The following is a 13,562-nucleotide window of genomic DNA, read 5'->3' on the forward strand; positions in this document are numbered from 1 at the left end:
ATCACATCGCCTTGATGAAACTGGGGGCCAGCGGGATGGGGTTACCGGATGCCACGGGCGCGTAGGCCTGGATCAGCGGCGCGTTGAAGTGGGTTGCGGACTCGGTGAACGAATACGCCGTGGCAGATGCCTGAATCTGCATGAACGTGGCACCCTTTTTGGCAAAAGCCGATGCCTCCACCCGCGCCTGGATGAGCTGAGGCTCCAGAAACCAGGCTTTGCCGTCGAGCGACATGGCCACGCCCAGTGCGGTGGGCACAAAGAACCGGTCGCCCGAATACTGCACAAGCCAAGTGGTGGACGGGGGCACGCCGGGGATGGCAACCCTCACGAAGGTTGCGCCGTGGTCTGTACTGACCAGCATGCCAGAAGGGACACCAGTGATCACGACAACGCCCGCACCGTTGCTTGCGATGCCTCCCGTGCTCGCCGCCACCTCTGGCAGAGGCTCATCCACCCAGACTGATGACGCTGCGTCTGACGACGTGGTGATGGTGCCGTCGGTATTGAGGATGATGAACTTGGTGCCCGTATGGCAGATGCCAACGCGCGTCTTGGCAGTAGGCGCGGTCTTTGCCACCAGCGTGGTCGATCCGTTGTCCAGCGCCTGCAGGGCCGTAGTGCTGCCGGTGGTGATCGAAATCACGCGTCCAAGAGCTACGCTGTAAGCCAGCCCGTAGCGGCTTACGCCACCCGTCACGCCGCCCGTGGTGGCGACCCAAGTGGAGTTGGGGCTATCGCCCGTAGTGACTGCCAGCGCGCCGCCCGATGCGCCAGACGCTACCCAGCGTGAGCCTGCAAAGATCAGGCTGTTGACCGTCATGGACGGCGTGACAACAGACGTTTGCGACCAGGCAGCACCGTCTGCCGAATACTGGATGGCCGTGGTTGACACGCCGCTGGTCGTGCTCGCCACAAAGTAGTTGGGGCTGGCAGCAAGCTGGCACAGCGGTGGGCTCACGGCCAGCGTGCGCACTGTGCCCGTGAACCTGCCGACGGGGAACAGGGTAGACAGGCGCGGATAGGTGGCGCGTGCCAGTGGGCGGCCGTCACAGGCCACGTACTGCGGCTCGGCCAAGCCGATGCCTTGGACGATGGTGCCGAGGGCAGCACCGCCGCCAAACTGGGTGGAAAAAATCATAAGCCCCTCCAAGAATTTTTGATGCCGCGCAGGCTGTAAGTGGTTGGCTGTACGAGCGTCAGGTCGTCAACGACGCCCATGAATGAGTCGGCCGGATTTGCTCGAAGAAGTACCGTGTCGTATCGGTCATTGGCGACAGTCACCATGACCACCGACCCTTCAACGTAGGCGGGCATGGTGCCGGTGCACTGGCCCGCGTACTCAATCGAGTAGTGGTAGCCAGCGACCGCAGTGAACGTGGCCGTGGTGACATGCACCAGCGGCAGCACTACGTCATACGCCCGCCAGCTGGCAGACACACCGGGCACCGCCGCCGTCACATCGGCCAGGTTGTCCAACAACAGCCAGACGCGGCCTGCATGCGCCGCAGAGGCGGGTTTGTTCAGTGTCCCAGTCAGCCCGGACCAGTCCCCCTTGAAGTTGGAGCCCGCCAGTGAGGTGACGGCCGAGGCCTCCGATGCTGCGGCGCTGGCAGCCGATGCCGTGGCACTCTCGAAGGCGCTCAACGCGTTCTGATACGCCTTCGACACCGCGCCAGTGATCCATGTCACCAGCGTCGGCACCCAGCTACCCCAGGTGTAGGCCTTTGCGTTGAATGAAGGATCGCCAAGCGCCGGGAACTCCGGCACGGACGGCGCCGTATCTGGCGCGACAGGACTGGTCATACATTGCCCTTGATTTGCAGGTCCACCTGAGCGGTGGGCCAGTTGACGGACCGGACGGAGCCGGTGACTTTGCCCACCGTGGCCAGGTGGGAATACTTGGGAAGCTCGCTCACCTCGATGGCGACGGCTTTGCCCAAAATCTGTTCAAGCAGCAGCTTTGTGGATGGGGCTTCTGCTGCGTCAATCACGCATGACAGGTTGATGTCGGTAGCCTTGCGGCCCTCAACATCGATATACGTGCCATCCTTGTATTCTTGGCTGTACGAGTAATCCCGCGTGGTGGCCTCGACGCCGTACTGCACGCCGCTGGCCTGCGTGAGCGGAGCAAGCAGCGTCTTCCAGTTGCCGACGCTGATGAAGCCGACGGCCGCCTCGACGGCTGGGTTGTTGCGGCTGATCGTGATCGTGACCTTCGCGTTCGGGTTGATCGGGATGTCCTTGAGCGCGTAGTAAGTGCCGCGTGCAAGTTCGCCGAACAGGTACTCCCAAAGGCCTGGCGCCTGCTCCCACAACTCAATGTCCACGGGCGTGATCAGGTTGGTCGCGCCATCCTTCACCGTGATGTTGAGGTGGTCGGCCTCAATCTCGTAGATGGCCACACCATTGATGAACCCTGGCGTCAGCTCATACGTGACATTTCCGGCGCGGCGCGCCTTGGTGAACAGGTACTTGTCGAAGGGGGCCATGCGGTTGGTGGGGGCGCCTTCGTCCTTCAACCAGTACCCCTCCGCTGCGGCTGTGCCAGGCTGGATCGTATTGGCAGGGTTGGTGGTCATGTCCTGGACTGCCTCATACCAGTAGCCATTCAGGGTGCGCCGCGCACCTTTGGCGAATGACCCACCAGAGACCCACTGCACCTCTGCGGGAGTGATCGATGAGTCCACCTCCGGGATGTTGGTCCCGGCGCCGAACATGGCTGTCGTAATGGTCTTGGGGAGAAGGATGTTCATGCGACGACCTTCTGGCGGCTGAACGTCCCGCCATTGCTGTACGCGTCAAACTGGCGCCCCATCTGCGGCATCAGCCGTGTGTTGACAGCGGTTTCGTTTGCGGCGGCCTCAAGCGCTGCCACGGCCTCGCGCAGCGCGCGCACCTCGGCCACCAGCTCGGCATTTCCTCCAGCCCCGCCGCCATTGGCCGCTGGGTTGTAGGCCTTTGGCACTACGGCTTCACCCTCATGGATGTAGGCCAGCATGTCGCGCGGCACATAGTTGGTGCCAACAGCAAACTTGGGGATGTTGGTTGCACCGCCCGCGCGCAGGTTTTCTTCGAGCTGGGCCACGCTGATGCCGTAGGCCGCAGCCACGTCGGCCATGGAGGCACCCGTCTGCGTGATGGCATCGGCAATGCCTTGGGCAGACATGCCGCCAGCGATGGCCGAGTCAAGATTGCTCTTGATGGCGCCGTAGTAGTCGGCCTCTGTGGCCCCGCCCTGCACCTGGCTGTTGTAAAGAGCCGAGCGCGTGGCGTCGCCGTAGCTGCCGCCCGAGGTTCCCAGGAAGGCCGAGCCATACACGCTGGCCATCAGGTCGCGCCCGGCCATGCCCAGGTACTTGCCGTCTGGCGAGTAGATGGAGCCGTCCAGGTTGACGATGTTGCCGGTGCCGTTGTCGTAGCGGGCCAGGTTGTAGCCTGCGTAGGGCTTGGCCGTGTCCAGCGTGTTGTTGGCCGAGACGACACCGCCATCCGTCCACTTGTGGGTGCGCAGCCACTCGGTGAAGTTTTCGCGCGAGAGGTTCAAGCCGAACTGCTCGGGCCCGTCCTTGTAGAGCTTGTAGGCCAGCACGGGGTCGAGGCCGAAGCTCTCATAGCTGAGCAGGCTGTTGCGGTCGTTCTGAAAATACGCAGCCACGTCGGCGGGCATCTTCGAGAGGTCGCTGCGCACCAGGGTGCTGCCATCCGTAGGCAGGCTGGAACGGCCGGTGGTCATGACCTGCTCGAAGTCTTTGGCGAACTGCGGGTTGTTCTTGAAGTACAGGTAAGACCCGAACAGTTCCTTGTCGGTGCTGTCTCCCGCCATGCCACCCACGCGCATCCAGTCGGGCACCTGGTAGCCAGCGCTTTGCAGCGCGCCCACGTTGGCGTTTGTGGCCAGGCCCTGATACCAGGCCTTGAACTTGTCGAAACTGGACAAGGCCACGTCTGCGCCGTATTCAGCGCGCGCCACAGTGCCCCGGTCGCGATAGGCGGGGCCCGACACGTCGCCGCCCAGGCTGCCGGTGGCGGCGGTGGGTCGGGTGCTGCCAGTGCCACCCAAGAAGCCGCTCAGTTGCTGGATAGCGGACTCCACACTCAGGATGCCCTGGTAGGTGCCGCTGGCGATGTCGATCTGCTGCTTCCAGTAGTCCAGCGTCTGCTCGTTCTGCTCGATCTGTGTTTCGAGCGCGCGCACCGTCTTTTGAGCGTCGGTGAGTTGCTTGTCCGCAATCTCCTGCAGCCCGGACAGCTTGCCAGCCAGCACCAGGCGGTCACGGTCGGCCGCGAACTGGGTGGTGTAGGCGCCACCGTCCAAGCCGCCACGGGCTGCCGAGATGGCCTCCGCCAGCTTCTCGGGGTCGGGCAGGTAACCCGAGGCCTTGGCAGTGGCCAGCGCCTGGTCGATGAAGGAATTGCCCTGTGCGGCGAGCATGCCGCGCGTGCCGTCCACCTCTCCGTACAGCTCCCGCACGTTGCTGCGCAGGGTGTCGAAAATGTCTCCCAGCGCGCTGGCTACCTCCTGCGCGGCACCGAGCTGGTTCTGCAAGGACTTGTTGCGGGCCGACACCGCATCTTGCAGGGCGCCGTAGTAGGCCTGGCGCTGCTGCTCAAGCGTCTGCGTGGTGGTCTGCGCGGCATCGGTGATGGACGCGAAGGCACCGGACAGCGACAGCAGGGTGGCGTAGGTCTTGCGGCCCGCCTCGCTCATGTCCTTCTCAGCTGCAGACACCAGAGCCTTGAACTGGTCGCGCGCGTTGCTGGCGTTGATGTCGGGCAGCTGCAGGCCCAGGGTGGACAACTGCTCTGCCAGCGAGCGCTGCAGGTTGGCGCGCTGCTCTTCGCCTGTGAAGAAGTTCGTGTAGTAGGTCTGCAGGTTGCCCAGCAGCTTGTCGAACCCACCGGACACTTCAGCCAGCCCTGCGGCTGCGTCAAAGCTCAGTGTGGCCAGCGTGTCCAGGCCCATGCCCTTGAGCGCGTCCTTGAACTGGTTCACGCCGACGATCTGGGCGTTGATGGTTTCCAGGAGCTTGTTGGCTGCGTCTTCGGTCAGGCCCTCGGCGTCCACGCCCTTGAGCAGCTTTTGCACCGCCTGGGGGATATCCGACACGGTTTGCAGCGCCTGAATGGTGGCCTGTTTCAGGTCGAGCGTGAAGTTCTCGAGAGCGGTCTTGAAGTCGGGGCTGTTGGTGCTGAAGGCCTCGTAAAGCGTGCCTGCGTAGTTGTCGCCCTTGCCGGATTCGCCGAATCCTTGACCAGTGGACAGCAGTCCACCCGCAAACACGCCGCCACGGCCCTTGCCAGAGGTTTCAAGGCCAGCAGAGAACCCGGTGAGGGTTGCAGCGCTGCCCAGGGCCTTCAAGAACCCATTGATACCGCTGGCCGTGCCCGCCACCGCTTCACGGATCGCCGATTCCTGCGCCACGGGGTCGCCCTCCAGACGGTAGGCAATGCCGTCCTTCAGCGCGGTCTGCAGGCCGTTCGTGAAGTCGCGGTCGAACTGCTGGCCCTCGATGGTGTAGGTCTGGCCCCGGCGCTGGTTGGTCACGCTGCCGTCGAAGGCCACGCCGAACTGGCCGCCGGTACGGGTTTCGCCCTTGGTGCTTTTGAGCAGGGAGTTGAGCACCAGCAAACCACCGCCGACCAAGGCGAGCGGACCCGCCAGCGTGCCAAGGCCGCCAGCGATGTTGCCCGCCCCGATAGCGGTTGTGCCTGCGCTGATCGTCCCTGCCAGCCCAGCCTCTCCGAACAAGCCGGACAGGCCAGCACGCAGGCCCATGCCGAATGTGCCGGTCAGAGCAGACAGGCCGCTGGCTGCGTTACCGATGGTGCCGAGAGCAGAACCGCCAGACGCAGCGCCTGCCACTGCCTGGGCCGCACCGCCTCCAACCAGGCCCAGCAGGTTACCGACGATGTTCACCACGAATGGTTGCGCGAAGGCCTTGTAGAGCTGGTCGGCAACCGTGGTCTTGAACGTGGTAGCAAGGCTCTTCGTGAAACTCTTCCATCCATCCTTGCCGTTGTTCAGCATGTCGGCGAAGCCCTGACGGAAGATGTCGTCGTATTTGCCGACGGAGGTCTTCCATTCGTCCAGGAACGCCTTGTTCGCTGCGTTGGCCTTGGCGATGGATGCGCTTGCCTGCAGCTTTGCGATGTCGGCCGCCTGCTTGTCGGTATCGGCCACGTTGGCCTTCACGAATGCAATCTTCTGCTCCATGTCGAGCTGAATGCGCAGCTGCTCCAGAGCGGTCGTGCGTGCCTGCTCCGACATGCCCATGAGGCCGATCTCGGCCTGCAGCAAGCGGTTGCTGTCCTCGATGCCTTTGGCGTATTCGTAGACCATCTGGGCAGCACGGTTCTCACCCTGCGCTTTGGCAAGGTCGCGCATGGCCTGGATCTGATCGCGCGCGGCGCGGCCCAGGTCGCCCAGCGCGCCGGCTTGATCTGCCCACGCGGCTTGCATCTTCAGCGCCAGGGGGATGCTGTTTTCCAGCTGCTCCTTGTTGAACGCGCGCAGGGCGTCTCCCGTGAGGCCGATGGCCTGCCCCTCAACACCAGCAAGGCGCACCTGCTCCACGGCGGCGCGGGCGGCCTTCTCCTGGCCGGCGACCTTGGCTTCCAGCGCATCTAGCGCCTTGGCGTCAGCAAGCGCTGATTCGGCGCGCAGCTTCGCCACGTTCTGCTCGTAGTCGCGCTCGGCGTCCTGCATCTGGCCGGTGATGCGCGCAACCTCGGCTTGCGAAGTCTTCTTTTTGGCAGCCTGGGCCAGTTCGGCTTCGAAGTTGGCCTTACGCTTCGCCCAGACCTCTTCTTCCTTGGCCAGGCTCTCGTCGATGGCGTCCAGCTCGGACTTGCCGCCCAGCTTCACCAGCAAGGCCTGCGCATCGTAAAACGCCTTGCGGCTGTCCAGAATGGCCTTGTCGTTGTTCTTGTAGGCTTGGAGCTTCGCATCCAGTGCGTCGGACAGCGCAGAGCTGGCGCCGGAATCCGTCTTGTAGTTGTCCTTGGCCAGCTTGGCAACAAGACGCTGGTACTCGCCCAACTCAATGTTGCCGTCCTGGTACTGCTTGAACAGTTTGTTCAACGTGGGCAGGTAGTCCTTGTCCACACCGCTGAGCTTCTGTTTAATGCCCGCGAGTTCCTCGGCCGCCCGCTTCTGCGTCTGCATCTGCTCGGTGCCAGCGGCCAGACGCGCTTCTTCCGCGCGGTTGTCCAAGCCAGCGCTAGACATCAGAGCGAGTTCTGCCCGGAGATCTTTGATGGCCCTGGTTCGCTCTTCGATCTTGACGCGAGTGGCGTCGTCTCCGCGCTGGTAGTTAGCGCCCATGCCTGCGGTAAAGTCCAACGACTTTTGAGCCCGTGCGTTCTCACGCTCCAGAGCATCAATGGTCGCGCTGATGCCTTCAGCGGTCTTTTTGTAAGCGCTGACAGCGCCAACGCCAGCCCCCACTGCGGCAGTTACCCCCAGGAGCACAGCCACGGCTGGATGGGCCGCCAACACAGCCCCCAGTGTGCCGACTGCAGTGCCCACCGTTCCAATTCCCTTGGCCACGGCCCCGAGCGATGCGACAGCGGCAACGCTCGCAACAGCCCCCATTACGGTTTGAATGGTTCCAGCGTTGTTCTTGAACGCCGCCCCCATTGAGTCAACTGCCGTAGCCACGGAGCTGATGGCCTGCGCCAGAGTTGCAGATGCGCCAGAAGCCTTGTCGAACTCACCGACTGCCTTGCTTCCGGAGTTGGTGAGCTGCGTGAAGGCCTGCCCTAGTGTGAGAGTTGCGCCAGCTACTTCCTTGGCCAACACTGCCGACTGAGACTCCAGCGCTTTCACGATCTGCTGCGATGTGATTTCTCCAGCGGCGCCAAGTTCGCGCAACTTGCCGATTGGCACACCCAATCCATCGGCCAGCGCCTTTGCAAGGCGTGGGGCCTGTTCAAGGATTGAGTTCAGTTCTTCGCCGCGCAGGGTGCCGGACGCAAGGCCCTGGCCCAACTGCACGAGCGCCGCGTTCATGCTCTGCGCACTGCCGCCGCCAATAGTCATTGCGTTGGCAATGCTCTCCGTGACCTTGAGCATGCGGGCCTGGCTGACACCCAACTCACCCGTTGCACGCGAGATGCTGGAGTAGGTTTCCCCCAACTGCAGAAACCCAACGCGCGACCGCTGGGCGATCTGGAACAAGTCTTCATAAGCAGCGGAAGCAGACTGAACGCTGCCTGTGGAGAGCTTGAGACTGTTATTCAGTGCAGTGACCGCATCAGCCACGCGCAGGTACTGCTGCACAGATGCTGCAATCCCGATGCTCGCAATGGCCTTGGCGGCCAGATCGGCATTGGAGGCCATGCCAGATAGGCCGCGCGAGACTTGGTCGGACGCCTGGTTGACGCGCCCCATTTCGCGCGCTGCCCCACCAGCGGCCTCGCCCACTTTGTTGAGGCTGGTCGCAGCGCGGCCCTGACCTAGATTTTCGAGCGTCTTGCCGGTCTTGGCGGCGGCGCCTTCAACACCACCCATGGCGCGCTCGACCTTTGGACCCGTTGCGGCCAGGACTTCCAAGCGATTGATACCTCGATCAATCCCGTCCGTCTCCATGGCCAGGCCAATTGCTGCAACGTCTGGTGATGTCATGTAGCGCCCAAAGAAAAAGGCCCCGCGACATAAGCCGCGAGGCCTTGAAATGAAAAGGCCCGCAATCTGCGGGCCATAAAATCTGCTGTCTCTACCGTTTCACGCTGAACGCATCAATCACAGTGCAGGTAAATGCTTTCTTGTCCGGACACTTCTCGTACTCGACAGGAAGCCATTTACGCATCACATCTGCATAGAGCCGCCCCTCAAGATATTTCCATCCTGAGGCCGTTGGCACGTAAGTCAATTCGATTTTGGTTGCCCCAGCAGGCTGGACCTCGGCAATGTTGGCTTCCTCTTTCGTAGCAGCCGCATTGGATGCGGCCCCGACGATTTCGGCGCTCACGACTGCCTGCACGGGGTGAAGCATCGAGTCGGTTTTCTTCACATCCCACTTGGCACTATCGAGGTTGTATGTCACCTTGTAGAACTTGCCAGGTGGGCTTTCCTTCGTTTCCGCTATCACCTGGCGCAGCTCCAACGCAGCTTTCTTTGCGTTTTCAGAAAACTGAGCAGGCGTTTGGGCCATCGCGCTGGCAACGCCGCCAAGTAAGACTCCCAGGAAAATCAGGTTGCGCATATCCCCTCCATGTAGAAGCCCACATGGTAGCGAATCAGTCTTCCCGGTTCATCTCGTCCAGGGCCGCGCGCTCAATCACCTGCAGCTCCGCAAAGATGGCGTCACGCTCAGCTTCTGTCTTGTTGCGGTGCAGGCTGGCCAGCGTGGCGAACACCGCCTGGTAGTCCAGCCCTGGCGCGCCGCCCATTCCGCCGACCCGCCACTGGGTGGAAACCGCCACGAACGACCGGTATGCGTCTTCGTGCTCAGGCCAAATTTCTACGATCTTGTCAGGGTAGTCCGAGGGCTTCAGCCCCCAGACTGCCAGCTTCTTGGCATCGGGCGGTTTCTCGTAGATGGCCCGCCCGATGCCCTTCAGTTTTTTGTGCGGGTGCCCTCGCGCGTCTCGTTGTAGGCCTTGAACACCGCTTCCGCCGATCCGGCGTATTGGTCGCACATTTCTGTGAGACTGGCAACGGAGAGGGTGTCGTCCAAGTCCCAGTGGGTCACGATCTTGGAGATCAGCTCGCCGCTGAACTTGGCTTTCAGCGATTCAAACTCGCTGTCCTTGATGGGCTTCATCAGCGCCAGGATTTCCTTCTCGCGCTCTTCGTCGGTGGTGGCGACCTTGGGGGCATTCTGCGAGGCGATGGTGTAGGCACGCGTAGCCTCAACTTTGGCGGCGTCGAACAACTCCTGGGTGGCCTTGCTGATCGCTTCAGCATGCGCCTCGCGCAACTTCGCCCATTCGGTGGATGGGAGGTACTTCGCCTCGAAATTGATCTCGCATGGCCCGTGTGGGGTCGGAACTTCGACCTTCATGGGAAACGACTTGGGGGCGGACTTGCCGATGACGAGTTTGGTTGTCATGGTGAATTACTTTCTTCGCAGGTTTGAACATGCCCGTGCACACCCGGCCCTTCCCTGCGAAGGAAAGAAGCCGGATGCGTCGGTGCTGGGGTGGCCGTAGGCCGTGGATGGATGCCGCTTAGTAGCGGGTTGGGCGGCCTTGCAGAGAGATCGTCGCGTTGACCTGCATCACGCTGCCTTTCGTCAGGGTGGGTGTCTCGTTGAAAGAGACATAGCCGTTGTAGAGCAGCACAGAACCGTTCGGCAGGGTGACCTTCAGCGCACGGATAGCACGCGCCTCGCCGGCGGCCTTCAGGGCGATGTAGCCGGCCAGCGTCGGGTCATCGGCAATGCCGATCTGGATCGACTGGGCACTGGTCACCGTGGGCAGTTGGCGCTCGTAATCCTCTTCGAGGAACGAGAAGTTGGAGAACTGCTGGTCACCGCCGTTGGTTGTGAATTCCAGGATCTGCGCGATCTGCGTGAATGCCGTGATTTCGCGCAGGCTGCCAGTGCCGGAGCCTGCCGGAAAGCGGCTGGTATCCGTGGTGTCAATACCAGTCAGGTCAACCGCATTCGCGGCCACGTTGGCGGCCTTGAAAATGCGGTCGTTGACTTTCTGCCAGCCGGATTTCAGCTCGTAGAACGCGCCGTTGGCCATCCCGTGAGCGGTGGCGGTCAAGACGCCAGGGTTTGCATTGGTGGCCGCCGAGACGGTCTTCGAAGAGCCGTAGGCGGTTGCGAGGGCGACGGTTGCGCCGTCAGGGAGGAATGCCGACATGGTGGGCCTTTCTTTGGACGAAAAAAAACCGCCTTTCAGCGGTTGGTTGCGCCCTCATCGGGCTTGGGAATGCCCTTTCGGGCGGGGAAATAAAAAAGCCCGCCGAAGCGGGCAACCACGAAAGGACCGTGGAGGGTTCAGTGAAGCGGCAGCGCTGGCTGGATCTCGCTCTCCAGCCGCGCGAACTGCTCGCGGAATTCGGGAATCTCTTTCTTGCGCTCCAGCATCAGGTGTGAGCCGAACGAGGCGCGGACCTTGGACTCGACTTCCTGTGCGATCAGCGCGTGCATCTGTTGCCAGAGGTTGTTGGTGCGCTGCTGCAGCGCATCGCGCATGCGGTAGAACTCAGCAATCAGGCCCGCCTTGAATGCGACCACCTCGTCGCTGTTGCGCATGAGCGAAATCAGCAGCGCGGCCTGGCGCTCGTTGAGCATGGCTACCTCAGTCGCCTTCGCAAAACCACCATGGGCCAGCGCCTTACCCTTTCGCGTTTCAAACGCCAAAGGGCCGAATTGCGTCAAGGTGCCCGCGTGGCGGCGCAGCAACTCCATCACGTTCTTGTGCTTGGTCTTCATGCCTTTGGCAATGACATCCGAGCTGGCGAGCGGTTCGCCATTCACAACGACAACGAGGCTTTCAATGGTGTGCATGGTGTGTCCTTTCGTGATGCACAAATGAAAAAACCGCCTCAATGGGCGGTTTGCTGGGGCCGGTCTTGCGCCGGTTATGAGGTCTGGAACGAACGCCAGTAAATGGACACTGGCACCATGTAGCGGTCCCCATCCGGGTAGCCGCTGCCAATGCTTGGCGTCTTGGTGATTTCGACCTTCACCGCGCCCTTGGTGAGCGTCAGCGGAGGCTTGAACTGGTCGCGGATCAACTGGGCCCGCGTCTTGGCGGGCACCCGGCCATTGTCCAGTGGGTAGAACAGCGACACCTGCAGGATTCCCCGGTCCTCGGTCACATCCAGCGTGACGGCGTGATCCACCGGGGTATTGGTCAGGTGGTTGATGCGCTGGTATTCCGTGCCGGCCACGGGCGTGTAGGTCTTGTTCTCGAACGCGGTGGCGATGGCGGGCGTGATGGCCAGCAGGCGCTCTTCCAGCGCGGCTTCGATCAGGGCGATGGTCACTTGATGCTCTCCACAGCCTTCTTCACGGCGTCGCTATAGGCCTGCACGGTGAGGCGGACAACTCCGGTTGGCGCCTGCTGCGACCACCCTCGCTCAATTCGCGCCGCATAGGGCAATGAATTTGTGAGCCAGATGGTCTGCCCAGGCTTCCAGCCTTGCAGGGTGGTTTCTGTGCGGCCCAGGGCAGACGAACCGCTCTTTTCTGGCGCGGCGGACGTGTCCGTGTTCATGGCGCCGATGCCGCACTGGAAATTTGAGCGGAAGCGCCCCGTGTCCACCGGGCTCTTTTCAATCATCCCGCTCTGCAGCTCCAGCGCGGCGCGGCGGACCACCAGTGCGGCCTTCTCGCCAGCGCGCTCGCAGAGCTTGTTCAGGTCGGCAGCGAATCCCATATCAGCGCCTCACGATGAGTTCCACCAGCACCGAGGTGCCAGCCGGGGCAAGGTTCTTCGCGCGGACCACCGTGCGGGCCACGCCGCCCAGCGTCAGGACGTGCGTGGGCTCGGGCATGCTCAGGCCGACGGCCGACAGGTACGCTTGCTCGTCGGTAGCCAGCACCGTGGTGCCGTCCACCAGCTTCTGGTCAACGGGGAACACCGCGGCGGTGCAATCCTGCGTCACCTCGACTTCTGGGTAATCGCCTAGGTCTGGGTCGTATTGACCGCTGCGGGTCTTGTAGGTGAGCGTGCCAGTGGCGCCGAACTCGCGCAGGATCTCGTCGGCCACCTGGGCCATTTCGGCGTAGAAGGTCATGCGATCCTCCGGGCGTACTCTTCCAGCAACGTCTGGGCGATGCCCTGAATGCCGTAGGCCTCTTGCTCCGAACCGCAGCGGCGCTCGCCGATGTTCGCGCAGTGCTCTTGCCAGACGTGCACGGCCTCATGGACCAGTAGGCCCGCGATCTCGATGCTGGAGCGGCCCAATGTGTCGCCCAGAGCCACGATGGCGACCGACTCGCCCTTGCCATTGGTCAACAGGTGCGTTGTGGCGTCGGCGCGTGGTGATGCGAGGTACGGCGTCGCGGGCAGCTTGCAGGCCTTCATGGCGGCGTCACACTCGGCTTGGCTCAGCACCAGGCAGAGGAACGGCCCGGGGGCGGCCACGCGGCGATCAAGCCATTTTGGCTTCACGACCGCACCACTCTCACCTGCCCTGCACTGCCAGCCAGATACGGAGCCAGAAGGGTTTCGGCAGACTGATACCGCGTAGCCTGCCGAGTGCCGGACGCATAGGTGGTCTCAATCGGCCCCACCTTCACGCTCTGCTTCTGCGGGCCCATGTCGGGGGCGATGTCGCCGGCCGATGCCTTCAGCGCCAGCAGCGCGCAGGCGTTGGCAATGGCAGCCGGGACCGTCTCCCAGTTGATTTCGTAGCCGTCCACCACCACGCCAGCGCGGGGCCAGTCCAGCACCTGCCCAGCGTTCAAGCGCTCACCTTTCCAGCGGCCAGAGTACCGGCCCATGTAGTCGGTGGCCTTGCGCAGGGCCTGCTCCTTGGCCTCGGTGGTCAGGAGCGCCCAGGCAGCATTGCCACGGGCTACGTGCCAGGCGTCTGCATTGGCGACGGAGATGTAGGACTCCGCGCCCGTGGCGGGGGCGACGATCAGGGCCAT

The 13,562-nt window shown here is 62.7% G+C and carries 14 protein-coding genes; all 14 read right to left on the reverse strand.

Annotated elements, in window-relative coordinates:
- Window position 1 precedes the first annotated feature (1 nt).
- Entirely contained in the window at window positions 2-1,141 is a 1,140-nt protein-coding gene (locus AC1Q64_RS21120) for a hypothetical protein (RefSeq protein ID WP_492252692.1), read from the reverse strand.
- On the reverse strand, window positions 1,138-1,806 hold the full coding sequence (locus tag AC1Q64_RS21125) for a hypothetical protein (protein WP_492252693.1): 669 nt from the start codon (window positions 1,804-1,806) through the stop codon (window positions 1,138-1,140). Before AC1Q64_RS21125 ends, AC1Q64_RS21120 begins: the two co-directional genes overlap by 4 nt.
- Entirely contained in the window at window positions 1,803-2,756 is a 954-nt protein-coding gene (locus tag AC1Q64_RS21130) for a hypothetical protein (protein ID WP_492252694.1), read from the reverse strand. Before AC1Q64_RS21130 ends, AC1Q64_RS21125 begins: the two co-directional genes overlap by 4 nt.
- The gene (locus AC1Q64_RS21135) at window positions 2,753-8,629 is read right to left on the reverse strand and encodes a tape measure protein (RefSeq protein WP_492252695.1); all 5,877 of its coding nucleotides are present in this window, start codon (window positions 8,627-8,629) and stop codon (window positions 2,753-2,755) included. Before AC1Q64_RS21135 ends, AC1Q64_RS21130 begins: the two co-directional genes overlap by 4 nt.
- Window positions 8,630-8,720: 91 nt before the next feature.
- Window positions 8,721-9,209, reverse strand: coding sequence for a hypothetical protein (locus AC1Q64_RS21140; RefSeq protein WP_492252696.1), 489 nt, complete (start codon window positions 9,207-9,209; stop codon window positions 8,721-8,723).
- 34 nt (window positions 9,210-9,243) lie between these two features.
- The gene (locus AC1Q64_RS21145; RefSeq protein ID WP_492252697.1) at window positions 9,244-9,645 is read right to left on the reverse strand and encodes a DUF1799 domain-containing protein; all 402 of its coding nucleotides are present in this window, start codon (window positions 9,643-9,645) and stop codon (window positions 9,244-9,246) included.
- Window positions 9,564-10,058, reverse strand: coding sequence for a phage tail assembly chaperone (locus AC1Q64_RS21150; protein ID WP_492252698.1), 495 nt, complete (start codon window positions 10,056-10,058; stop codon window positions 9,564-9,566). The genes AC1Q64_RS21145 and AC1Q64_RS21150 overlap by 82 nt, the downstream gene beginning before the upstream one ends.
- Window positions 10,059-10,176: 118 nt before the next feature.
- The gene (locus AC1Q64_RS21155) at window positions 10,177-10,818 is read right to left on the reverse strand and encodes a phage tail protein (RefSeq protein ID WP_492252699.1); all 642 of its coding nucleotides are present in this window, start codon (window positions 10,816-10,818) and stop codon (window positions 10,177-10,179) included.
- Between the two features lie 137 nt (window positions 10,819-10,955).
- A complete protein-coding gene (locus AC1Q64_RS21160; RefSeq protein WP_492252700.1) occupies window positions 10,956-11,468 on the reverse strand; it encodes a Rha family transcriptional regulator in 513 nt (170 codons plus the stop codon).
- Between the two features lie 74 nt (window positions 11,469-11,542).
- Window positions 11,543-11,950, reverse strand: a complete 408-nt coding sequence (locus tag AC1Q64_RS21165; RefSeq protein WP_492252701.1) for a phage tail terminator-like protein — start codon at window positions 11,948-11,950, stop codon at window positions 11,543-11,545.
- Window positions 11,947-12,342 (reverse strand): HK97 gp10 family phage protein, encoded by a 396-nt coding sequence (locus AC1Q64_RS21170; protein ID WP_492252702.1) that lies wholly within the window; start codon window positions 12,340-12,342, stop codon window positions 11,947-11,949. The genes AC1Q64_RS21165 and AC1Q64_RS21170 overlap by 4 nt, the downstream gene beginning before the upstream one ends.
- 1 nt (window position 12,343) lies before the next feature.
- Complete coding sequence (locus AC1Q64_RS21175; protein WP_492252703.1) at window positions 12,344-12,703, reverse strand: hypothetical protein; 360 nt, start codon at window positions 12,701-12,703, stop codon at window positions 12,344-12,346.
- The gene (locus tag AC1Q64_RS21180) at window positions 12,700-13,080 is read right to left on the reverse strand and encodes a hypothetical protein (RefSeq protein WP_492252704.1); all 381 of its coding nucleotides are present in this window, start codon (window positions 13,078-13,080) and stop codon (window positions 12,700-12,702) included. The genes AC1Q64_RS21175 and AC1Q64_RS21180 overlap by 4 nt, the downstream gene beginning before the upstream one ends.
- A complete protein-coding gene (locus AC1Q64_RS21185) occupies window positions 13,077-13,562 on the reverse strand; it encodes a DnaT-like ssDNA-binding protein (RefSeq protein ID WP_492252705.1) in 486 nt (161 codons plus the stop codon). Before AC1Q64_RS21185 ends, AC1Q64_RS21180 begins: the two co-directional genes overlap by 4 nt.

This window comes from Acidovorax sp. GW835-FHT14G06, assembly GCF_058793595.1.